Origin of the sequence: Kosakonia sp. H7A, assembly GCF_003028445.1 — a bacterium.
Taxonomy (GTDB): Bacteria; Pseudomonadota; Gammaproteobacteria; order Enterobacterales; family Enterobacteriaceae; genus Kosakonia; species Kosakonia radicincitans.
Window position 1 is genome coordinate 441,926 of record NZ_PYTZ01000002.1, and the last position, 21,914, is coordinate 463,839.

At 48.9% G+C, this 21,914-nt stretch carries 19 protein-coding genes, 2 tRNA genes and 1 pseudogene; 7 read left to right on the plus strand and 15 right to left on the minus strand.

Annotated features, from left to right (window positions below; genetic code table 11):
• Positions 1-57: 57 nt before the first annotated feature.
• From CWM66_RS10050 to CWM66_RS10060, 3 genes are all read left to right on the plus strand, one after another.
• On the plus strand, positions 58-690 hold the full coding sequence (locus CWM66_RS10050; RefSeq protein WP_035890072.1) for a TetR family transcriptional regulator: 633 nt from the start codon (positions 58-60) through the stop codon (positions 688-690).
• Entirely contained in the window at positions 680-1,579 is a 900-nt protein-coding gene (locus CWM66_RS10055) for a helix-turn-helix domain-containing protein (RefSeq protein WP_051644087.1), read from the plus strand. Before CWM66_RS10050 ends, CWM66_RS10055 begins: the two co-directional genes overlap by 11 nt.
• A gap of 105 nt (positions 1,580-1,684) precedes the next feature.
• Positions 1,685-3,079 (plus strand): efflux transporter outer membrane subunit, encoded by a 1,395-nt coding sequence (locus CWM66_RS10060; RefSeq protein WP_007371401.1) that lies wholly within the window; start codon positions 1,685-1,687, stop codon positions 3,077-3,079.
• Between the two features lie 1,032 nt (positions 3,080-4,111).
• Here the strand turns inward: CWM66_RS10060 and CWM66_RS29245 are convergent.
• From CWM66_RS29245 to mtfA, 3 genes and pseudogenes are all read right to left on the minus strand, one after another.
• Positions 4,112-4,218 (minus strand): annotated as a pseudogene (locus CWM66_RS29245) (DUF4102 domain-containing protein); the annotation flags it as partial.
• 154 nt (positions 4,219-4,372) lie between these two features.
• Positions 4,373-4,448 (minus strand) — tRNA-Asn (locus CWM66_RS10065).
• 100 nt (positions 4,449-4,548) lie between these two features.
• A complete protein-coding gene (gene mtfA / locus CWM66_RS10070) occupies positions 4,549-5,346 on the minus strand; it encodes a DgsA anti-repressor MtfA (RefSeq protein ID WP_007371403.1) in 798 nt (265 codons plus the stop codon).
• Between the two features lie 93 nt (positions 5,347-5,439).
• Between mtfA and CWM66_RS10075 the strand changes: the two genes are divergently transcribed.
• A tRNA-Ser gene (locus tag CWM66_RS10075) sits at positions 5,440-5,529 on the plus strand.
• Positions 5,530-6,153: 624 nt separating this feature from the next.
• Positions 6,154-6,765 (plus strand): hypothetical protein, encoded by a 612-nt coding sequence (locus CWM66_RS10080; RefSeq protein WP_035890070.1) that lies wholly within the window; start codon positions 6,154-6,156, stop codon positions 6,763-6,765.
• 194 nt (positions 6,766-6,959) lie between these two features.
• Here CWM66_RS10080 and fadK read toward each other — a convergent pair whose 3' ends face one another.
• The 5 genes from fadK to CWM66_RS10105 form a co-directional block, all read right to left on the minus strand.
• Positions 6,960-8,627, minus strand: a complete 1,668-nt coding sequence (gene fadK / locus CWM66_RS10085; RefSeq protein ID WP_107146605.1) for a medium-chain fatty-acid--CoA ligase — start codon at positions 8,625-8,627, stop codon at positions 6,960-6,962.
• 70 nt (positions 8,628-8,697) lie between these two features.
• Positions 8,698-8,991 carry a ferredoxin family protein gene (locus CWM66_RS10090; protein ID WP_007371457.1) on the minus strand — a complete coding sequence of 98 codons (294 nt, stop codon included), beginning with the start codon at positions 8,989-8,991 and terminating at the stop codon, positions 8,698-8,700.
• The gene (locus tag CWM66_RS10095; RefSeq protein WP_079517735.1) at positions 8,988-10,277 is read right to left on the minus strand and encodes an FAD-dependent oxidoreductase; all 1,290 of its coding nucleotides are present in this window, start codon (positions 10,275-10,277) and stop codon (positions 8,988-8,990) included. The genes CWM66_RS10090 and CWM66_RS10095 overlap by 4 nt, the downstream gene beginning before the upstream one ends.
• 41 nt (positions 10,278-10,318) lie before the next feature.
• The gene (locus CWM66_RS10100) at positions 10,319-11,266 is read right to left on the minus strand and encodes an electron transfer flavoprotein subunit alpha (RefSeq protein ID WP_007371459.1); all 948 of its coding nucleotides are present in this window, start codon (positions 11,264-11,266) and stop codon (positions 10,319-10,321) included.
• A gap of 20 nt (positions 11,267-11,286) precedes the next feature.
• Entirely contained in the window at positions 11,287-12,051 is a 765-nt protein-coding gene (locus CWM66_RS10105; protein ID WP_107146606.1) for an electron transfer flavoprotein, read from the minus strand.
• Positions 12,052-12,378: 327 nt separating this feature from the next.
• Between CWM66_RS10105 and CWM66_RS10110 the strand changes: the two genes are divergently transcribed.
• Entirely contained in the window at positions 12,379-13,290 is a 912-nt protein-coding gene (locus CWM66_RS10110; protein ID WP_035890059.1) for an AraC family transcriptional regulator, read from the plus strand.
• Between the two features lie 42 nt (positions 13,291-13,332).
• On the opposite strand, the gene CWM66_RS10115 is transcribed toward CWM66_RS10110, so the two are convergent.
• The 7 genes from CWM66_RS10115 to CWM66_RS10145 form a co-directional block, all read right to left on the minus strand.
• Positions 13,333-14,481 (minus strand): acyl-CoA dehydrogenase, encoded by a 1,149-nt coding sequence (locus CWM66_RS10115; RefSeq protein ID WP_007371463.1) that lies wholly within the window; start codon positions 14,479-14,481, stop codon positions 13,333-13,335.
• A gap of 13 nt (positions 14,482-14,494) precedes the next feature.
• Positions 14,495-16,090: an acyl CoA:acetate/3-ketoacid CoA transferase gene (locus CWM66_RS10120; protein ID WP_035890260.1), complete on the minus strand. Its 1,596-nt coding sequence runs from the start codon at positions 16,088-16,090 to the stop codon at positions 14,495-14,497.
• Positions 16,091-16,253: 163 nt separating this feature from the next.
• The gene (aroD, locus tag CWM66_RS10125; protein WP_035890259.1) at positions 16,254-17,012 is read right to left on the minus strand and encodes a type I 3-dehydroquinate dehydratase; all 759 of its coding nucleotides are present in this window, start codon (positions 17,010-17,012) and stop codon (positions 16,254-16,256) included.
• A 25-nt stretch (positions 17,013-17,037) separates the two neighbouring features.
• Positions 17,038-17,904, minus strand: coding sequence for a quinate/shikimate dehydrogenase (gene ydiB / locus CWM66_RS10130; RefSeq protein WP_007371466.1), 867 nt, complete (start codon positions 17,902-17,904; stop codon positions 17,038-17,040).
• Positions 17,904-19,178, minus strand: a complete 1,275-nt coding sequence (locus tag CWM66_RS10135; RefSeq protein ID WP_035890257.1) for an MFS transporter — start codon at positions 19,176-19,178, stop codon at positions 17,904-17,906. Before CWM66_RS10135 ends, ydiB begins: the two co-directional genes overlap by 1 nt.
• A 257-nt stretch (positions 19,179-19,435) precedes the next feature.
• Positions 19,436-20,638 carry an MFS transporter gene (locus CWM66_RS10140; RefSeq protein WP_007371469.1) on the minus strand — a complete coding sequence of 401 codons (1,203 nt, stop codon included), beginning with the start codon at positions 20,636-20,638 and terminating at the stop codon, positions 19,436-19,438.
• A 57-nt stretch (positions 20,639-20,695) separates the two neighbouring features.
• A complete protein-coding gene (locus CWM66_RS10145; protein ID WP_090396599.1) occupies positions 20,696-21,052 on the minus strand; it encodes a YdiL family protein in 357 nt (118 codons plus the stop codon).
• Between the two features lie 450 nt (positions 21,053-21,502).
• Here CWM66_RS10145 and CWM66_RS10150 point away from each other — a divergent pair, with 450 nt between their 5' ends.
• On the plus strand, positions 21,503-21,703 hold the full coding sequence (locus tag CWM66_RS10150) for a hypothetical protein (RefSeq protein WP_071921000.1): 201 nt from the start codon (positions 21,503-21,505) through the stop codon (positions 21,701-21,703).
• Positions 21,704-21,914: the final 211 nt, after the last annotated feature.

Genomic DNA, 21,914 nt, shown 5'->3' on the forward strand with positions numbered 1-21,914 from the left:
TCAATCTGAGCAGTAATGTAGATACGATAAATTTTAATTTATTCTGGAGGCTTGAAAATGGCCAGACGAACCAAGCAAGATGCTGAAGAAACCCGCGAGCATATTCTGGATGCGGCTGAGCAATGCTTTCGGGATTCAGGTATTTATCGCACAACGTTACAGATGATAGCAATAAAAGCGGGCTGTACGCGAGGCGCTATTTATTGGCATTTCAGGGAAAAGAACGATCTTTTTAAACAGGTTATTGAGCGCACACCTCTCTTACTTTTTACGGAAGTTGAAGATCTTGTAATGCGTGCCGAATCTGTTATGGCGTTACGCCACTGTTTGTTAAGGGAAATTGAATGCGTTAAGAGAAACAAACATCTTCAAAATGTTATCGAGATGACTGTCTTCCGCTATGAATATCCTGACGAAGTAAATAACCATGATATTCTGGTGGGGAATAAGATGGATAAATTATTCGTCATGATAGATTCTGTTTTATCCGAAGCCCAAAAAAATGGAAGGATTCATGCTGATATTTCGACAACAATACTCAGCTCGATGATTTTCTATGTTTTTATGGGAGCGCTCAGGTCGATAGTTATGATGCCAAACGATACTTTGCTTTATCGTTACTCTCAATCAGCGCTGGATTTTGCTTTTGATATGGCTATTGGGAATAAGGCGGTGTGTAATGAAAAATGATTTTATTTATGATCTTACAGAATGGATAGAATCTCAACTCGCATCAAAATTATCCCTGGATATTGTGGCGGCTAAGTCAGGATATTCGAAATGGTATTTACAGCGGGTTTATCATGCGTTAACGGGAGTTACTCTAAGCAGGTATATCCGGCTAAGAAAATTATCCGCCGCGGCTGCTGAATTACAGATAACTAAAACACATATTCTCGATATCTCTTTGAAATATGGTTTTACTACGCAGCAGGCTTTCACCCGTTCATTCAAAAGTTACTTTCATCAGACTCCTGCAAGGTACAGAAATAACACTGAATGGGATTGTTCACAGCTCTACCCGCCATATCAGAGGATAATTCATCCGGTACCCAAACCGGACATTATTTCATTACCAGAACAAATTTTTCTCGGCATAGAACACTCTTTCCCTTGTGCTTTTGAAGATCTCTGTAAGTTCAATATAGATGTGCGGATGAATTTTTTTAACAGGTATCTCAGGGACTACCAGGAGCTACCTTCTTACGTCTATGGTATCAGCCATTTTGAACCCAATATCGCAGTAAATTCAGGCGTTGTTATCAAGTACTTTACAGCAACAGATTATCAGAATTTATATTCTATGAAGAGTAAAGTACAAAAAATAATAATACCTGAAGGTCATTATGCACAATTTAATTATTCGGGTACAAAAGCCGGGTTTCAGCAATTTATCATGGACGTGAACCGTTATCATTTGCCCAGATTAGATATCACAAGAAGAAAGGGTAATGATATAGAGCGTTATTTTCTTCCTGGGTCGAAGAAACATTCATTACATTCAAGTTTTATAACTTGTAGCTATTTAGTGCCATGTGCTGATGTATTACATAAATCTGTTTCAGGCAGATTTATGTAATGCGTGTATAAAGCGACCGTTTCAAACAGTCAGGTGCACTTCTAAGATAGTCACCGGGCTTAGAATTCAGACATTGCAATATGATTATCCTCAGAAGGATAGGTTATGAAGAAACATCTATTTATTGTTATACCGGTACTCTTAACTCTGACGGCCTGCAACTTACAGCCGAAGTATGAACGCCCATCGGTACCTGTTTCCGGGAAATGGGAGAGTAATGCGTACAGGAATAAAACTTCAGATCTTGCATGGCAAAAGTTTTTCGATGATGACACGTTGAAACTCCTGATAGGATTATCCCTTAAAAATAATAGAGATCTCAGAGTTGCTGCTTTAAATATAGAGTCAGCCAGAGCACAGTACAGGATTGAAAGAGCCGCTTTATTACCAACCATCGAGGCTAATGGTAGCCAGACTTCGGCTCATCTGCCTGGCAATCTCTATTCTACCCAGACTTCCGGGCCTGTGTCATACCAGCAATATGAAGCGAATCTTGGTGTAACATCCTGGGAAATTGACTTCTTTGGCAGGCTTAGAAGTTTGAAAGCACAGGCGCTTGAAAATTATCTTTCGACTGAGGCTACTGCTCACGCCACACAAATTAGTCTTGTATCAGAGGTCGTATCGGGCTATTTGACCCTTTGCGCGGATAAGGATTTACTTAATGTGGCGACAGATACCGCTAAAAGTCAGCGTAAAACGTATGATCTGACTAAACAACGGTATGCGATGGACATCGCAAACGAACAGGATGTTGTTCAGGCGGAAACGTCATTAAGAAGCGCTGAGGCCGAAGTTTACCAATACACCCGTCAGGTTAAACAGGATACAAATGCTTTACAGCTATTACTGGGTACGAACATACCGGCCAATATTGTAGAAAATGCGACTTTACTTAAAGCATGGAATTTCCCGGCGTTGCCTGACGGAATATCATCAGAAGTCCTGACAAACAGGCCGGATATTATTGCTGCCGAACATACTCTTAAGGCAGCTAATGCGAATATTGGCGCGGCCAGAGCCGCTTTCTTTCCTACCATCAGCCTTACTGCTTCCGGAGGATCGGCTTCAGATAGTCTTGGACATTTGCTTGAAGGGGGCACGGCTGCCTGGTCATTCGTTCCCAGCATAAGCGTACCAATATTTGATGGGGGAAAAAACAAAGCCAATCTTGACGTTGCGGAAATTTCCAAAAGAATTGAAATAGCAAATTATGAAAAAGCTATACAGCAGGCATTTAAGGAGGTTTCGGATGCTCTGGCGGGTCAAGCGACCTATAAACATGAACTGGCTGCTCGGGTACAAGACACCGCGGCAAATCAACGTTACTACACTCTTGCGAATAGCCGATATCAGGAAGGTGTGGATGGGTATCTCAATGTGCTTGTCGCTGAACGATCTTTATTTCAGGCAAGGAAAACTGAAATTTCGACTCGTTTAAGTGAAATAACACAGCAGGTTACTCTTTATAAAGTTCTCGGTGGCGGCTGGAAAGCATAGCACCTGAATCAAGAAATGACGGCCAATTGCCGTCATTTAACTTTTATCTATTCAGCTTGAGGTGACAGATGAAATCAGAGAACAATCTGAATTCTTCACCTCAGGTGAAAAAGATTTTTTAACTAAGACGAATACTGGCTGTATTAGGGGAAAGGAAATCAGAGGTACTTCTATGTTAGATACGTCGTATAATCGTTCGAATATTGGCTCTGGGGATATTAGATATAACAACTTTTTTACGCAGGAATAACAGGGCTTTTTACTTCTTTTTGTGACTATTACTTAAAAATAAATCTTATTTAAAATGCGACTGCCTGAATTTTTACTTTCTAAATAAAAGGTAAATAAGATAACCTGTGAGCAATATGCATGTAATGTGTATGATAGCCAATCCTATAACTACACCAACAATACTGTATCTAAACAAGTAATTGAATAACACATACTCGGTCAGACGTGAAAAATAGAACGAAGATAACATTATTAACATGCTAAAAAAGAGAATTGAGAAGCATATTAATAAACAATTTTTAGCTTTTGATTTTTTCATTGTTATTATTAATCATTTTGAGGGTGAAAGGTGTGTTAATCTTTTATTTTTCCGGTCTTAGCCATTTTATTTTATAAAATCTTCAACGGAAAGCTTATTGACGGATGAATTAGTATGATCATACTAATTCATCTGCACTTGTCAACCTTCTTATGGGGAGAGTGGGGCGGTTTTGTGAAAATATAGTGAATTTACTTATTGTTTTTGCATAATTACTGCCATTTTCCCTCGTTATAATGAAAAGATTACGCGTTATGATTTTATTCAAATGATTAGGGCTTAACGATTGCCTGCGTATCTATTCGCAGCGGTAGTTCACGGACGAAGGAAATGAATTGATATAGGGGAAGTGCTGCTTATTGAGTCCAGGAGTCCCGCAGATTAGTGCATTCAGTTTTCAATCGCTGATCGGCTGAACCCTGATAATGTGACTCAGTCCCTCAATGAAACCAGCGGACAAGAATATGATATTTGAGATGTCAAAGATGTGAGCCGCCTGGATTGGCACACTGGTACAGACCGTGTGAATCAGAGACTTTATAAGGTTGCGGGAAGGTTTAAGACTGTGGATTCTGGTGCCGTTACGCAGTGTTGCTGGTCACTCTATAGTCGGGTCTGAAGCAGACCACTAACATTTCCCGATGCGGAGGAAAAACAGAAAAGACATCGGGAAGGGGGTTTCACGCTAACCTGTTGAATCAACATCAGATAAAGATTCGCAAGGATGCATGAAAGCAGGAAATTGGCTCCTCTGACTGGACTCGAACCAGTGACATACGGATTAACAGTCCGCCGTTCTACCGACTGAACTACAGAGGAATCGTGTGAACGGGGCGCATAGTACTGGCCCCGTACTGGTGTGTCAATACTAAATTTAACCCGCTGATTCAATTGGCTAATTAAAGCACAACGTGCTGTTTTAATGTACCTGGTTTATCCCTTCGTGGTAACCGCCGGTCTGGCCGCGCAGGCGGTTGAGCGGATCCTGCTGGTAGAAGTGGCAGAAGCGCTGCCACAATGCCGGGAAACGCGGGGCGAAGAGTTCGGGAGCGCTGAAGAAATACTCCGACAGCACGGCGAAACACTCTGCGGGATCGGTTGCCGCATAGGCATCAATGCTGGCTGCGCTTTCTCCCACCAGATCGATTTCATCCTGAATATTATCCATGGCGGCGCGCAAATCATGCTCCCAGCCAGCCACTTCACGCAGTGGGATCAGCGGGATGCCGCTGGCTCTGTCGCCATTACGCGTATCCAGCTTATGCGCAACTTCGTGGATAATCAGATTGAAGCCGGAAGCATCAAACGAATCCTGAATGTCGAGCCAGTTAAGGATAATCGGCCCCTGTTGCCAGCTCTGACCGGATTGCACCATGCGCTGGTTATGCACGAGGCCGATATCATCTTCCCACTCATCGTCCACCACGAACGGAGCCGGGTAAATCAACACTTCGTGAAAACCATCCAGCCATTCGAGGCCCAGCTCCAGCACGGGCAGACAAAAGAGCAGACTGATGCGCGCGCTCTTTAAGGCGTCTAAATCGAATCCTTGTAATGGAACCAGCCGCTTTTGTTGTAAAAAGCGATCCGCAAGCTGAACAAGTTTAACCTGCTCATCAGGCGATAAATTTGCTAATACCGGGGCGTTTAGTGCTTCTTCCCACGGGAACGTCGCCTCATCAGCGGAGTCTTTTGTTTTCCAGGGCCACTTAATCATCGTTTTGCTCGCAAACTCGCCACTTGAACCAAATTAACGGGACAGGGTCTGTTAAAATGCCAAATTACCTGGCATCATGGCAACCATCTGAACGGAGAGATGCCGGAGCGGCTGAACGGACCGGTCTCGAAAACCGGAGTAGGGGCAACTCTACCGGGGGTTCAAATCCCCCTCTCTCCGCCACTTCACCCAATCGGTTGTTTCTTACTGATTTTATTCCGGAAATGCCTCGCTTGTACTTCATGAATGTTACACATCATGGATAAATCTGTCATGTGCACATATCTCATAAAACGTAATGCGATTTATTATTTTTACCCTCAGATTCCTCTCGCTCTGGTTTGACCATTTTGATCGTCGCAAGTGCGCGCGTTCCTTTTGATGTCTTTGCGTTGCGAAGCCGCACATTTGACCTGCCGGGCACAATGATTATGCGCTGGCTCTGCGTTACTTAACAGCGATCTGCATTCGCTCTTTTTCCTGTCAGCAGTGAGTGTTCCGTGCTGTTTATCTCTTCTTTATATTGACCTGAGAAATACTGTTTTAAATAAGATGTTAATTGTAGCAATCAGTAATATTGCTTCTTACAATTATTATTAACTATCGTTTTCATTATTACTGGAAGTTGCCATGGCTGAAGGTAATAACTGAAGTATGTAAATGTTTCTGAGCTTATTATCTCTGTGCTTATAAGCTCAAATAAAAATATCTTTAAATATTAATTTGATTGTTTTATTGACCTGGGTTTTTCTCGCGTTCAACTTATTTTTACCAGTTTCGCTCATTTTATTATTAATCGGAGAGGCTATGTTTGATTTTTTAAGGCGTTATGGGACGACAAGTATCCCGGCTGTGTGGAAATATGGAAAGGTTAGATGCATTATTCTTGATGATCTCAAGTACACCGAGCCGGATACCTATGCTTTCATAAAAAAAAGATATCCAGATTACAGGGATATTTTGTTCGGTGGCTTCGTAAGGGATTTCTGCGCCGATATGGGTGAGAATGATAAATTAATTATCGTCAGTCATTCGACTGAGTTTGGATTGCGCTATGCAAAAATGACAGACGATTTTATTTATTATCTCAAACTATGGGGTTTGAAACGCATTGGGGTATTAAAATTCCATTGTTGCCATATTGGCGAGCGAGAATGGTTGCGGGTGCTTGGTGAAAAAATGCTCAGGGATGGGATTTCATTTTCTTATATTAGCGGCCCGTCTTCTTCCGGTGATAAAGGGCAATATATTTACGATCTGAAATATGGCACCTCTTATACGCCTGGAAAATACAAGATAATAAAAGGGGATATTAAAAGAGATTTTAAAGGGACACGATATGTAATGAAAAACGGCATTCAAGTCGCACCCCGTGCCAAAAATCAACCGAATCAATATCGTACGGTTATTACCGGATAGAATACAGGTGGCAAGACGGAACATTTCTCCGCTCTCTGATACTGATAGCGCCAATCCCGTGCCATTTACTTGTCAGTAAATCCTGTGGCAACGTAACCGGCAGGTCGCGTTGCCGCAGGGGCGGAAACGACGCTCATCATCTGTTTACCAGGCGTCATTTACGGATGCGTTTATTACCATCATCTTATGCAACGCTACGAGTGCGAGTAGCGCCTTTGCGGGCTGGTGCAGTCGCTCTCTTTGCTCATCCGCTGGATGATGTCCTGGCGCAGCAGGAACTTTTTGATCTTACCGGATGATGTTCTGGGCAGCTTATCGACGATGACGATGCGCTCTGGGTATTTATACTTCGCCATCCGCTTACGGCTGAAAAAAGCCACCACATCCTCCAGGCGTAGCGGTGGCTCCCGCGTTTTTAGCACCAGATAAGCGCATGACCGTTCCCCCAGACGCTCGTCGGGCATCGCTACCACGCAGGCATCCTCAATGGCCGGATGCTGTAACAGCACATCTTCCACTTCGCGGCTGCTGATGTTCTCGCCGCCGCGCACGATAATATCTTTTTTACGCCCGGTAATGCTGATATAGCCCGCGTCGTCCATCCGGCAGAGATCGCCACTGTAGTACCAGCCCTCGTCATCCAGCGCCCTGGCAGTCAGTTCCGGCTCATCCAGATAGCCCATAAACACATTCGGGCCGCGCGAGGCCTCTTCTCCTTCCATACCGCGCAGCAGCGTTTTGCGAGACTCATCCACCACCTTAATTTCCACACCGGCAGCGGCATAGCCATCGGTATTCATCATGCGCGGCAGCGGATCATCGAGATTCACCAACGCGTGGGGCGAACTCTCCGTCGAACCGTAAATGCTTAACAGCTTGATCCCAAGCTGCTGACAACCCTGCGCCACTTTTTTGGGGATAGTGGTTCCACCGCAAAGAAAGAAACGCAGCGATGAAAGATCGGCCGGCTGTTTGCCGAGGGCGCACAAGATGTCATACACAAAAGGCGTGGCGCCGAGCATACAGGTGCAACGCTGTTGCTCCAGCAGTGCGAGACAGGCCTCCGGGGTGAAAATATCCAGCAATACGCTGCGAGCACCGATCAGAAAGGGCGCGGTGACGCCGTGCAAAAAGCCGGTTGCGTGACCGAGCGGTGCAGGCATCAGAAACACATCCTGCCAGGTGAGATTCAACCGCGCGCAGTAGGCTCGTTCACTGGCGAGAATATTGTTATGGGTTAACATCACGCCTTTCGGCATTCCCTCGGTGCCGGAGGTAAACAGCACGGCGGCCAGTTCATCACCGTGAACTTCTCGCGGTGCAAGTAGTGGGACGTTCTCCTGCACCAGTTGCCGGAAGCTAAGCGACGTGGTTGCCGGTGCCAGCTTATCCACGCCGACAATGCGTTGTAGCCAGGGTAACTGGTTTTGCAGTGGCAGGATCAAATCGACCGGACGCGTCTGCTTAAACAGCGTTGGGGCAAAGAAGATTTTTGCCTGGCATTTATTTAATACCCACACCAGTTCCGCTTCACGCCAGGCGGGCAGCAGCGGCACAGACACCGCGCCGGTTTTCAGGCAGGCCAGGTAAATCACCGTGAATTCACACCAGCCCGGTAGCTGAAATGCGACGCGATCGCCCGGTTGAATACCGCTGTTAAGCAACCATGTTGCCAGGCAACTTGCGGCGTGATCAAGCGCCGCATAGGTGTATGAATCACCATGATTATCCACCACGGCGAGTTTGTCCGGCATCGCGCGCAGGGTCTGGTGCCAGTAATCGCCCAGCGATGCATTGCCCCAATATCCTTGCCGTCGGTACGCTTCCCGACGTTCAGCATTAAACGTTATCGTGACACCCATGGACTCTTCCTGGTCAATAAACCGTTAAACGTAGTGGATGTTTTTGCATGAATTTCAGGCGGATTTGGGCTCAACCGTAGCGGAAGTCAACACCGAAGGTCCCTGCCGGGTAGTTCCAGTGTTCGAGAATGGTTTCCCCGCACAACACACGGCAGGTGCCGCATTCAAGGCAACCGGCGCAGTCGAAATGGATATTGCCCTGCGCATCCTGCTTGTAGAGATTGGCAGGGCAGGCGTTGAGCAGTTTGCGAAACTCATCAATGTTGGGGTTATCGGCCAGAATAATGTGCGGATGGCCTTCATCAACATGGAATTTATTGACGCCCAGTTTGACGTCAACGTTAACGTTATTCTCCTGGCTCATAGCGCGGTCGCCCCTTTGATGCCGTCTTTCAGTAAATTCAGCAGGCCGATTTTCTTCATGTGAGACATCATCATTTTGCGTACTGGCTGATTCGGGCTACCGTCAACCGTGAACATATCATTCATGATGCCTGCCACCATTTGCGGATACTGGGTAAACAGACGCGGGTTTTCCATCAGGGCAGGGAGCTTGCGGAAATGCTGCATATCGCGCATCACGAAGCTCTGCTCCAGCGCGCGTTTATAGGCCGAAAGTGCGTGAGCCGAAAAATCTTGCTGCGCTCTGGCGGCAATCGCGGTATTGGCCGCGGCTTCCGCCGAAGCGATGGCTAAGTCCATACCGCGTACCGTATAGCCCAGATTGAGGCACAACCCGGCAGCATCACCCACGATCATCACCCCGTCGCTGACCAGTTGCGGGATCATCGCGAGACCACCTTCCGGCACCATATGCGCCGAGTATTCCAGCAATTTCCCGCCCTGAATCAGCGGGCGAATAGCTGGATGCTGTTTAAAGTCCTCCAGCATTTGCGGCACGCTTTTCCGGGCCTGACCCATCTCTCCCAGCCCGCAAACCAGACCAATCGATACCGACTCCCGGTTGGTATAGAGAAAACCGCCGCCCATCAGGCCATTCGATGGAGAGCCAGCAAACAGCCAGGCGGCACCTTCGTTCCCGCAGAGATTAAAGCGATCGTCGATTTGCGTGGTCGACAGGCTAATCAGTTCCTTCACGCCCACGGCATAATGGTGCGGCGAGGGCACCGGCACCATCCCCAGCGAACGTCCCAGCAGCGAATTGACACCGTCAGCGAGGATCACCACATTGGCCTCAAGAATGTCATCACCTGCCTGCACGCCGGTGACCTGATTGCCTTCACGGATCAACGCATCCACCCGGACACCCGGAATAAATTGCGCGCCCGCTTCTTCGGCTTGCTCCATCAGCCACGGATCGAGTCGGCTACGCAGCACGGTATAGGAGGCCTGCTCCGCGAGCTCAGATTTCTCGCGTTGAAAATCGAGGGTGACGGCGTTGTCATCGGTTAAAAAGGAGATTTTCTCCCGCGTGACCGTGCGCTCAATGGGCGCGCGCTGCGCGAAACCGGGCATGATGCGCTCAATACTGTGCGCGTAGAGTCGGCCGCCGGTCATATTCTTACTGCCCGCGTTGTTGCCGCGTTCAATAACCAGTACATCCAGTCCGGCTTTGGCCATCACATAAGCCGCCACCGTTCCCGCCACGCCCGCGCCCACTACGATGGCGTCAAATTTTTCATCCGACATGCGTTATGCTCCCTTCCCGCAGCGCCTGCGGGATACGTATCTTAGTGGCTCAATTCACCGATCAGGGCCGGGACGACTTTGTAGATATCGCCCACCAGGCCGTAATCGGCATAATTGAAAATCGGCGCGTTTTTATCTTTGTTGATGGCGACGATCACTTTGGCGCCATTGCCGCCGACCATATGCTGGATCTGCCCGGAAATCCCCAGCGTCAGGTAGAGATCGGATTTCAGCAGTACGCCGGAGACGCCCACATAACGTTCGCGTTCCATCCAGTTTTCGCCTTCGGCAATCGGGCGCGAGCAACCCACTTCCGCACCCAGCACGCTGGCCAGTTCTCGCACCATCGCAAGGTCATCTTTCGCCGCCAGGCCACGGCCAACACCCACCACGCGTTTCGCTTTACTCAGATCCACACTGCTCAGCGTTTTCGCGCGGCGTTCCAGACAACGGATCTCGTGGCGCGGCGCAATATAGTCCGCAGTGACAACCGGGCAGGTGCGCGACGAATCTGCGGCCGCAGGCTCCAGTACGCCGGATGCGAGGGTAATGATGGCGAGCGAGCCGTTGAGTTTCTCTTTCCCAAACGCCAGACCACCGTACATACGGTGTTCCGCACAGACGCTGCCGTCGGCAATGGTGACAGCCGTGGCGTCATTAACCATCGCCACGTTCAATTGCACGCTCAACCGCGCGCCCAGCGCTTTGCACCGTTTTGTCGCGGCCATCAGCAGTAATGATGGCTGGCCGGCAGCGTCCTGCCCGATCCGCGCCGCAAGAGTCTCAGCGAAATTTTCAATGCGTTGCAGTTCAGAGTGGGGTTCAAGCACTATCACACTGTCGGCGCCCAGAGACTGGACTCGCTTGACCTGTTCTGCGCCATAGACGATGGCATGTACCTGCTGGCCCCAAAGGCGTGCGCCGGACAGTAATTCGGCATAGCGTTCTGCGTTATCGCTCAGTACCCAGACATGGGTTAATTGACTCATGGTGTTCTTCTCCGTTGGGCTTAATTGAGGGCTTTTTTCACGAGTTCAGCCAGTTGGGCAATCGCTTCGGGTGAATCATTGTCGAGGATGATGTGTTTGCGCGTGGTGGCTGGTGGTACGGTGATTTCCATCAGTTCCGCCAGCGGTGAGGACGGGCTCCAGCCAATGTCGCTGGCCTGCCACTGGTTGACCGGTTTTTTACCCGCACCAAGGATGGCTTTCATCGAAGGAATGCGCGGGACGTTTATATCGGAAGTGACACAGAGAACGGCGGGTGGCGTCAGTTCGATCACTTCGACCTCTTCTTCCAGCGTGCGCTCAATGCTGAGTTTGTCGCCGTTACGTTGGATGTTGCTGACGGCGTTAATCACCGGCAGTTGCAGGATCTCACCAACCAGCAAGCCCACCTGTTGGGCGTAGAGATCCCCGGAACCTTCGCCAAACAGCATCAGATCGAAGCCCATCTTCTCTGCCGCCGCCGCCAGCGCCTGGGCGATTTCTTTCGGCAGGGCATGTTCCAGTTGCGCATCCTGCAACATAAACAGGCTGTCCGGGCCGCGAGAAAGTACGTCTTTACGCACTTTTGAATTTTGCAGCAGCGAACCGCCAACGGTCAGGGCGGCAATCTCATCATCATCGCTGGCGAGCTGCGTCGCCGCTTCGATAGCATTGAGATCGAACTGGCTGATCTTCGCTGCCACATTGTCAAAGCTGAGCGCGTGGTCGGGCGTGACCACGATGTCCTGTTCCTCAGGTACCAGTTTGAAGCAGGCTATTATTTTCATGGCATCTCCTGTGAGTCGCGGGCGAATATTGGACGTAGCGCCAATATCGACGGAAAGTAAAAAGTGACTGGAAACAGTGTGCGATAGCGGGATGCGCTTTTCGACGGGACAATTTGTTTTCGTTGCTAACAATCTTGCAAAAAAAGTGAGATCGCCCAGGCAAAATAAAAGTGAGGGAAATTAATTTTCAGGCGTAAACATATTATCTTGCATGCCGGGCAAATAATCTTGTTCTGCAACAGCGAAGGAGTGTTGAATAACCGCAGTAGTCGCTCTATTTTACCCTTATTATTTTGTTCAGGCTTATTCTTAACATGTGAGGTTGTCATGTATCAGCGATGCTTTGATAATGCCGTGGAACCCCTTTTCGTGCATGGGGAAACGCCCCGATTTTCGCGCTTTGTCATCAGCGATGACCCAACCTGGGAATCCGGGCATCATGTTCACGATAATGAAACTGAGCTTATTTTTGTCAAAAAAGGGATTGCACGATTAATCATTGATTCGTCGCTGTATGTCGCGCACGAGAACGATATTGTGGTGATTGAGCGGGGGCGGTTACACGCCGTCACTTCCGATGCGAACGCGCCTGCCACTACCTATACCTGCGCGCTGTATGGCTTTCGTTTTCGCGGCTGGGAAGAGAACCAACTGTTGCAACCGCATTCGTGTCCGGTCATTTCTGCCGGGCAGGCAAAAGAGGTGATTACCAGCATCTTTCATGAATTGAGCGTAATGTTGCCGCAAAGTAAAAATACATTAACATCTTCGGTCTATGATGCGTTTGCTTATGCGCTGACGGTGTTGTACTTCGAAAACTTTAAAAACGCTTACCGATCGGAGCAGGGGTATATTAAAAAAGATGCGTTAATTAAAGATATTCTGGTTTATCTGAATAACAACTACCGTAAAAAAATAACGCTCGAACAGTTGTCAAAACAATTTCACGCCAGTGTCAGTTATATCTGTCACGAATTTACTAAAGAATACCGTATTTCTCCCATCAACTATGTGATTCAGCGGCGGATGACGGAAGCCAAATTTGCGCTGACCAATACCGATAATTCGCTGGCCGAAATCTCCTGGCGCGTGGGATACGAAAACGTCGATCATTTTGCCAAGCTCTTTCTGCGTCATGGTGGTTGCTCACCCAGCGACTACCGTCGGCAATTTAAAAATAACGTGGTTGAATCAGAGTATCTGTCCGATTTTTACGTGCCGGAAAAAGTGCTGTATTAATTTTCCTGTAGCTCCCGGCGCGCCGGGAGCTACAGCGCAGTTTTAATCCTGGTAATCCTTCAGAATCTGGCGTCCGGCGATGTAAATCATGATCTCGTCAGTGCCGCCACCGATGCGTTCACAACGTACATCCCGCCAGAAACGAGAGACGCGCGCTTCATCGGTATAACCCAGCCCACCCATAATCTGGATGGCATCATCAATCACCTCCTGTGCGGTACGGGCGCAGTGCAGCTTCGCCAGTGCAGCGCTGGTGCGCAGGGACTGCTGCTGATCGGCCTGCCAGGCCACTTTCAGTACCATATTGCGCATGTTCTCAACTTTTACCGCCATTAACGCCAGTTTTTCCTGGATCATCTGGTTATGGCCAATTGGTTTACCGAAAGCAATGCGCTGATTGGCATAGCGGGCAGCATCTTCAAACGCGCATTCGGCAAAGCCGGTACTGCGGGCGGCGTTGATCAGGCGTTCCATTTCAAAGTTGTACATCACATTGAGAAAGCCCATGCCTTCTTCGCCGACCATATCGCTCTCTTCGACTTCGACATTGTCGAGATACACTTCGCAGGTGCTGAGCATATGCCAGCCGATTTTGTGCAGCGGGTTAACTTTGATCCCCGGTTTTTTCGCGTCCACCCACCACAGCGTAAAGGCTCTTTTCGGATCTTTAGGCTGCGGATCGCGCGCCAGCACCAGCATATAAGGGTATTCCTTCGCCCCGGTAATGAAGGTTTTCTGCCCGTTCAGGTAGACCTTGCCGTTTTTGCGCGTGTAGCTGGTGGTGGCACTGTTGTTATCGGAACCCGCTCCCGGTTCGGTTAATGCCAGCGCATACGCCGGATCGCCGGTTTCCATCGTACTTTCCGCCGTTTTCCGTAGCTGCTCAGCGGAGCCGAAACGACGCATGCTGTGGATGCACTGGCCGTTGGTGATCAGGAATGCCGGTGCGCCGCATTTTGATACTTCCATCAGCGCCAGCATCTGCGTGACATAATCTGCCGGGATGCCGCCGAACTCTTCTGGCACGCCGAGCATAGAGATGCCGTTATCGGCGAGTGCACGCATAAATTCGCGTGGGTAAGTTGCTGTCTGATCGCAGGTACGGAAATACTCTTCCGGGAAGTTGCTGGTAATGAGTTCCCGGATGCTGGCAAGCAGCAGTTCCTGCTCTTCGGTTAAAGAGAAATCCATTATCGTACTCCTGTTAATTGGCCGCTTCGGGTAACACAAACCCCATGGTGGCATCGATAAATAAGCGTGGATCCATCAGTTTCAGGTCGGGAGAAATCACCGGCGTGAACGCCATTTTGTCCAGAATGTCTTTTTGCAGATCGACGCCCGGCGCAATCTCCATTAAATGGAGACCGTCCTCTTTCAGGGTAAATACTGCGCGTTCGGTGATGTAGCGGACGTCCAGCCCGCGTTCGAGGGCGATTTTTCCGCTGAAGGTAATTTCTGGCAGCGTGCTAATGAATTTTTTCACCCGGCCTTCCTGCACAATGCGCAACTGGCCGTCGGTAATCTCGGTCTTCAGCCCGGCGGCAGTCAGCGTGCCGCAGAACACAATTTTTCGTGAGGTGGCGCTAATATCAATAAACCCGCCGGTGCCCATAATTTTGCCATTGAATTTATGCACGCCGACGTTGCCGTGTTGATCCACTTCGGCAAAGCTCAGGTAACACACATCAAGGCCGCCGCCGTGGTAGAAATCAAACTGCGAGGTCATATCGAGAATGGCGCGAGTATTGACGTTGGCGCCGAACGCCACACCTTGCGAGGTGATGCCACCGACCGGCCCGGTTTCCACCGTCAGCACGAAATCATCGGCACAGCCTTCTTCACGCGCTACCAGCCCGATGCCGTCGGCAATACCGACCCCCACATTTCCCACCGCGCCTTTGCGCATCTCAAATAAGGCGCGGCGCGCCACCAGCTTGCGCTGATTGAGGGGCAGGGTGAGTTGCGTACTGTCGTCGAGCGTGAAATCACCAGAGATAAAGCGGTTCACCGGTGCGCCGCCGTACAACTGCGTCTGGTTGGGATCCACTACCACGATATCCACCAGGTAACCCGGAATGCGCACTGATTTCGGGTGCAGCGTGGCTTTTTTCACCATTTTCTGCACCTGCATCATCACAATCCCGCCGTTGTTATGCACCGCCTGCGCCAGTACCAGTGCATCCAGATACATCACTTCATCTTCAAACGAGGCATATCCTTCGCTGTCACAGGTGGTGGCGCGGATAAACGCGATGTCCGGGGCAATGGCTTTGTAGTAGAGGTACTCTTTGTTATCGATCTCGACCAGTTTGATCAGATCTTCCTGGGTGACTTCATTCAGCTTGCCGCCTTGCTGGCGGGGGTCAACGAAGGTGCCCAGTCCGATATCGCTAAGGATGCCGGGCTGGTGGGCCGCAGCGGCGCGAAGCGTCTGTGTTAATACGCCTTGCGGGTAGTTGTAGGCGGCAATTTTACCTTGTTCTGCCAGATCGGAGATGCGCGGCGATTGTCCCCAGTGTCCGCACAGTGCCCATTTCACCAGGCCTTCCTGTGCCAGCGGGCTGATCCCGCGATCGGCACGGTCGCCAAGTCCGGTTGGGCTGATAATGGAAAGGTTTCGCGGTGTTTGCGTCTGTTTATATTTATCGGCTAACGCGGTGATCAATGTGGTGGCTTCGAGAATGCCGCCACCTGCGCCTAAAATGCACAGCGTGGCTTCGTCGGGAATATATTCCACCGCTTCCTGCGCTGACAGTACAGTCACGCGTCCATTGAGGCGTGAGGGTCTTTCAGGTTTCATAATGACTCCTGGGATGTCCGTGCGGTGCGGATATCTGGCTTTATTCGCCGCTATTCAACCGTGAATTAAAGCCGAGCGCGTCCGCTGAATATTTGAAAATATTCATGTCCGGGCATTATTTAATGTAGGGCGAAAACGTTTAGTTCCGCCTGAATATACTCTCTCAGGCCTGATGCAATATCGTTAAGGCAATACGCAGGTCGCTAACGGATATTTGTCCTGGTGCCGAGGCCTTTTTCACCGCGCCAAACGTTGCGGCCGAGCCGAACACCTCACCTGCCAGCCGTGAAATGACCCCGGCTTTTGCCATCGACATGGTAATAAGCGGGCGGTCGGCATAGTGTTCGTGCATCTCAAGCGTCGCGGTAAGCAGGGTCAGCACATCGGTTTTGTTCTTCGGCATCAGCGCGATTTTGGGTATATCGGCACCCAGTTGCTGCATTTTGCGCAGGCGCTGCACAATCTCTTCTGCTGGTGGCGTGTTATGGAAATCGTGGCTGGACATGATAACTTTCACGCTTTTCGCGTGCGCATGTTCCACCATGGCTTTGACCAGCGCCTCGCCGGTAAACAGCTCCAGATCGATGATATCGACCAGACCGCTATCCACTGCCGCGCGGTTGAGCGCAATATACTGCTCCGCCGATAGCGCCTGTTCACCGCCTTCTTTCGCGCTGCGGAAGGTAAACAGTAGCGGTTTATCCGCTATTGCATTGCGGATGACAAATACCGCTTCCAGCACAGCATCAATGGAGGCGACATTGCTGAAATGGTCAACACGCCACTCCAGGATATCGAAGTCCGCGTCACGATAGGCCTGCGCTTCCGATTTAACACTGGCGATATCTTTCCCCATCAGCGAGACGATGATTTTGGGAGCTCCTTCGCCAATCACGAGATTTTTTACGCTTACCGTTTTCATTCAGTACCTCTTATTCAACGGTCTTTCAGGCTTCGAAGCCCATGACGTGTTTCACGTATTCCAGCGGAAACTCTTTACCGGTCCACAGTTTGAACTGTTCAGCCCCTTGCCACAGCAACATGCCGTAACCATCAATGGTTTTGCACCCGGCTTGCTGCGCCTGTTGCAACAGTTTGGTGATATGCGGGTTATACACGCATTCGGTGACCAGCAGACCCGGACGAAGCAGGCTGATATCGCTGATGAGGCTTTGATCATCCAGCGGTTTCATGCCGATTTTGGTGCCGTTAGTGAGGATGTCTGCGGTAGCAAGGGCAGCGGCAAACGCTTTCTGATCCGCAAGGTCTGTCACGGTTACCACGCAATCGGTGTTTTCGTTGACGCGACGGGCAAAGGCGACGGCTTTTTCGAAGAAATCATCCCGGCGGTTAAACAGTTTAATCTCTTTCAGCCCTTCAATGGCACCTTGTGCGCCAATCGCGGTTGATGCCCCTCCGGCACCCAGCAGTACCATGGTTTTGCCTTTGATGTCGAAACCGCTCTCTTTGATGGCGCGGATATGTCCGGTACCGTCGGTGTTGTAGCCGCGTAAATAGCCATCATCGTTGACAATGGTATTGATAGCGCCAACCAGTTTTGCCGCCGGGGTTAATTCATCCACATACTCGCACGCCAGTTGTTTATTCGGCATGGAGACGCCGGTGCCGCGCATTTTTAAGGCTTTCAGCCCGGCAATGGCATTGGCGAATGTCGAATTATCGACTTCAAATGCCATATAGGTAAAAGGCAGCCCGGCTTTTTCCAGCGCCTTATTTTGCATTTCCGGAGACAGACTGTGCCGGATAGGGTAGGCCATCAGGCCAATCAGTTCATATTTTGCAGTTACATCCATCATAGACTCCTTGAATATTTATCGTGAACGGAAGCTGTTTTTTGAAAATACCGTTCGCCGAACCGCACATCGTTTTTAGGAATATTGAAGACGCGGTAGTAACGGACGAAGACAATGGCGGCGGTGAGGAAGGCCAGCAGTGCGAAGAAGAAATCCAGCAAGATGATGTACTGCAGTCCAATGTTAGAGAGATACCCGGTAATCAGCGGGATAATAAAATTCGCCAGCCCGCCCATCATCATGTAGACGCTGGTGACTTTGGCTTTGCTCTTCGGGAAGAACTCAGACATCACCGACACACCCAGTTGCAGGATGCCGCCCGCTGCGGAAAAGCCGATAACAAACGCACCGGCATTGCACACCAGTGGCGACGGGAACAAATAGATAACAGCTGCTGTAATAGCCGCCAGCCCGGCGTTAAAGACGTTGGCCCAGACAGGACGTACTTTTGTCTTCAACAGTGCGGCGAAGATGAACACGCACAGCAGCGATCCCATGCTGTAGTAAGAGATGGTTTTTAGGGCGTCGGCTTCCGCCATTCCGGCAAATGCCATGGCATATTTCGGCATCCATACCACGATGACGTAAAAGGTGGAGAAGGCTGCAACGCCGAATAATACCGAGGCAATGCCTTCCAGCCACGGCAGCGGTTTGCTGTTCATCTGCGGCAGCGCTTTGGCGACGCTGGCATCGACCTGCTGGCCGGGGAAGCGGCTTTTCAACAGCATCAACGTGATCAGGACAAACAGAACGCCGGGAATAATGACGCTATAGCCGTACCAGATATCATTAAGCAGCATGTAGCTGACGATCATTGGGTAGAGCATCTGCCCGAAAGAAACCATCGCTTTTACCAGAATCACCGCCGAGCCGGACGCTGTCGGAAAACACTCCATCAACGCCGGGTAGCCTCCGGTATCGAGCGCCGAGTTGGCGACACCGACGCAGACAGCCAGAACAAAAGCCACCATCAGGTTCGGGCTGGAGGGGATGCCAAAGAAAAAGAGCATATACAATACGACGCCCAATAAAATAACGGCCCGGCGACCGAACTTGTCGGAAATAACGCCAAAGAACAGAATACTGACCAGACGACCCAGACCGATGCCCGAAATTAAATAAGCAATGCCCGCATTGTTGGTGGAAAATTTCGCCGCCAGAGATGTCATATTTTGCGCCAGCGTAATAACGCTAATGCCGTGCAGGAAATAACTAAGATAGATACAGATTACCGCCAGGATAAATGGGGTGCTGAAAGCCTTATTCTGAGACATTTTTCACAGCTCCGTGCAGATTTTAAATTTTTTCTCCCGCAGCGCTTACTGTGATATCTGGCCGCGAGTTTAGATATTACTTTACGTTCTTTCAACATTCGGCCATACATAGTATGGCGCTTAATTTACCAGGTTTATTGCATGATAAAATGTGAAGTGAAATGGCTTTTATATCGTTCTGAACGCTATCAATTGTGTCGCTAAATAACGTCCGTATTATTTTGCACAAGCGCATCAACAATATTGCATCGGGAGGATTATTCGGCGACAGGTGCCATATTCACCGAGCGCCTGGATGCCATACGGCTGCGTAAACCAATAAAAAGTGCCAGCAGAAAACCGATAGCCGCAATGGCAGTATCAAACCACATAATATCAGCAATACTGTGCTCAGAGAGGCGTGCCGTTATTAATGGGATGGTAAAAGTAGCAATGCTTCCCGCGCTGTAATAAATACCGGTCGCTTTTCCTTTGGCGTAAGGAAAACGGGCGGCCATCAATGTCAGGCCAATTTGTACGACGCCACCTGCGGAGGAGAAACCAATAACAAACGAAAAAATCACCACCATCCCAACGCTGGGATGCAGACATACTGTCAGCAAGGCAACAAACGAGATAAAAGTGTACAGCACTAATAACGCCATGGTTCTGGCGGTTTTCCGTACCAGTGGAGCGGTAATGAAAACGCAGAGCAGCGAACCGCAGGTGTAAACGCTGAGCAGTTTGATAGACTCGGTATACGACATGCCGACAACAAACTGACCGTATTGTGCAAGCCACTGACTGATAAGGTAAAACGTGGTCATTGAGATATAGCCATACAATGTGTAGCTGGCCAGATCGATAACGGAGCAGTGGTGTTTAAGCGTGCTGTCTGCGACCGGTGGCGATTTGCGCGCACGGTGAGGGGGAAAGGTGCAGCGGAGTAAAAACAGGCCGTTGAGGATCATAATGGCGGCGGCAACCAGAAAGGACCAGCCGAACCAGATTTCCGCCCATACCAGCAGGCTGATGATCATCGGTAATAAAAACTGCCCCGCAGAAATAAACGCTTTGATCAGCACATTCGCCGTGCCGGGGGAACGCGGAAATGCTTCCATCAGGCTGGGATAGGTTCCTGCGTCGAGGAAACTGTTGGCGATCCCGGCTAAAAAGCCAAACGCATAAGCCACAACAATGCTGTGTGTGTTGATGATGCCGAAAAAAAATGCGAGATAGCAAAGCATGCCGAGAATAATAAATGGTCGACGGCCAAATTTGTCCGACAATATTCCGGAGAAGAGCAAAACGCTTAGCCGGCCAATACCGAGTGAGGAAATAACAACAGAAACTCCTGCTGCATTGGTCTGCCACTGGAGTTCGAGCGAAGACATATTGAGGCTCATTAAAATGACCCCCATGCCGTGCACCAGGTAATTCAGATAAAGACCCAGGGCAGTCGAGAGATAGGTGTTTTTCATTTTATTTACGGCGTGAAGGTGAAATGGAGCGTTGGCGGTGTCATCAGACAAACGTCTTTAGCACAGATGTTCCAGATCATGCGCATAGAGTTCGGCGGCCACTGACTGATAAACCTTCCAGTCCAGATAATCCCCATCATGATATATCGTCCGAAACGCAGCCAAATCCACAAAAAAACGCATCGTATTATTGCCAATGCGATTGTTTATTCGTTGGATGAGAGCGTTAATATGCGATTGCCTTTTTTTTCTCAGCGCCTGCAATTTTTCAACAATATCCGCTGGGATAGCTTTTTCTCCCTTTTCCCATGCCTGCCACTCTGCTGCCGTATTATCCGGTGCAATCCAGGTTGCGCACTCTTCAATGCTCATCGCGAGAATATGGCGTAATGCCTGTAATTCATATGCGTTCATAATTTAATTGCTTCATATAAAAACGATTGTGCATAAATAACACTATTGCGCAGATTGCGGATTGAACAGAGTCACACTATTTTGTGCAATATTATTTGTTATCGGTCTGTAAAGCTCCTGCCTGAATTCTGCTGTCTGCGTGGGCAAGTCGCATTTCGAATGAAACCCGACAGAGGTTGATGTCACCGTTGTCTTGTGCGCGTGCGATCGGGGATCACTTCCGCTGTTTGTCGCTCCTGCCCAGGTTTGCCGATCGGTTTCTCAATGATGAGCACCCTTAGCGTTACGCGTTAGTCGTGTTATGTGTAGAAATAATTCCGGATGATATTTTCCCATTAATTATTTGTACAATAAATAACATGGTGTCTGAGAATATGTTTAGCGTCATGATGGGCTGAGTAGGATTATTCCCTGTTTTTCCTTAATTATCTGCGATGTCAGGTAATAAAAATGAGAAATATCGTAGGTATTCTGTTTTTACACGATGTGATTATGATTCGCGAACCATTGCAACCATTTGTTTTTAATGGTTATTTTAAATTTATGGTTTCTGTAAATTCAGGGGTTATTGGTATTGATGTTGGTTATTTTAATAAGAAGAAAAAAGTCCGACATATAAATATCGGACAAGTCAAACAGGAGCGACAGTAAAAAATAAAGAAAGGAAGGTGGATAACAAACGAGTCAGGATAATTACACAGTTTTTGTAATAAGAAAACTAATTTTTTAGCCTTAAATAAAACTAAAGCACTTTGTTTTTTTTATTCTGTTTATTTTTACGAACTTCTTTGCACCAAAACAGGGCGAGCTGACGTGTGACAGTAAAATATATAAATAAAGCTGATATATCTTTAAAATTCAT

What these genes read in the sequence shown, in the direction of transcription:
- CWM66_RS10050 (WP_035890072.1), top strand. Translation starts at nt 58, where the DNA reads ATGGCCAGACGAACCAAGCAAGATGCTGAAGAAACCCGCGAGCATATT.
- CWM66_RS10055 (WP_051644087.1), top strand. Translation starts at nt 680, where the DNA reads ATGAAAAATGATTTTATTTATGATCTTACAGAATGGATAGAATCTCAA.
- CWM66_RS10060 (WP_007371401.1), top strand. Translation starts at nt 1,685, where the DNA reads ATGAAGAAACATCTATTTATTGTTATACCGGTACTCTTAACTCTGACG.
- mtfA (WP_007371403.1), bottom strand. Translation starts at nt 5,346, where the DNA reads ATGATTAAGTGGCCCTGGAAAACAAAAGACTCCGCTGATGAGGCGACG.
- CWM66_RS10080 (WP_035890070.1), top strand. Translation starts at nt 6,154, where the DNA reads ATGTTTGATTTTTTAAGGCGTTATGGGACGACAAGTATCCCGGCTGTG.
- fadK (WP_107146605.1), bottom strand. Translation starts at nt 8,627, where the DNA reads ATGGGTGTCACGATAACGTTTAATGCTGAACGTCGGGAAGCGTACCGA.
- CWM66_RS10090 (WP_007371457.1), bottom strand. Translation starts at nt 8,991, where the DNA reads ATGAGCCAGGAGAATAACGTTAACGTTGACGTCAAACTGGGCGTCAAT.
- CWM66_RS10095 (WP_079517735.1), bottom strand. Translation starts at nt 10,277, where the DNA reads ATGTCGGATGAAAAATTTGACGCCATCGTAGTGGGCGCGGGCGTGGCG.
- CWM66_RS10100 (WP_007371459.1), bottom strand. Translation starts at nt 11,266, where the DNA reads ATGAGTCAATTAACCCATGTCTGGGTACTGAGCGATAACGCAGAACGC.
- CWM66_RS10105 (WP_107146606.1), bottom strand. Translation starts at nt 12,051, where the DNA reads ATGAAAATAATAGCCTGCTTCAAACTGGTACCTGAGGAACAGGACATC.
- CWM66_RS10110 (WP_035890059.1), top strand. Translation starts at nt 12,379, where the DNA reads ATGTATCAGCGATGCTTTGATAATGCCGTGGAACCCCTTTTCGTGCAT.
- CWM66_RS10115 (WP_007371463.1), bottom strand. Translation starts at nt 14,481, where the DNA reads ATGGATTTCTCTTTAACCGAAGAGCAGGAACTGCTGCTTGCCAGCATC.
- CWM66_RS10120 (WP_035890260.1), bottom strand. Translation starts at nt 16,090, where the DNA reads ATGAAACCTGAAAGACCCTCACGCCTCAATGGACGCGTGACTGTACTG.
- aroD (WP_035890259.1), bottom strand. Translation starts at nt 17,012, where the DNA reads ATGAAAACGGTAAGCGTAAAAAATCTCGTGATTGGCGAAGGAGCTCCC.
- ydiB (WP_007371466.1), bottom strand. Translation starts at nt 17,904, where the DNA reads ATGGATGTAACTGCAAAATATGAACTGATTGGCCTGATGGCCTACCCT.
- CWM66_RS10135 (WP_035890257.1), bottom strand. Translation starts at nt 19,178, where the DNA reads ATGTCTCAGAATAAGGCTTTCAGCACCCCATTTATCCTGGCGGTAATC.
- CWM66_RS10140 (WP_007371469.1), bottom strand. Translation starts at nt 20,638, where the DNA reads ATGAAAAACACCTATCTCTCGACTGCCCTGGGTCTTTATCTGAATTAC.
- CWM66_RS10145 (WP_090396599.1), bottom strand. Translation starts at nt 21,052, where the DNA reads ATGAACGCATATGAATTACAGGCATTACGCCATATTCTCGCGATGAGC.
- CWM66_RS10150 (WP_071921000.1), top strand. Translation starts at nt 21,503, where the DNA reads ATGAGAAATATCGTAGGTATTCTGTTTTTACACGATGTGATTATGATT.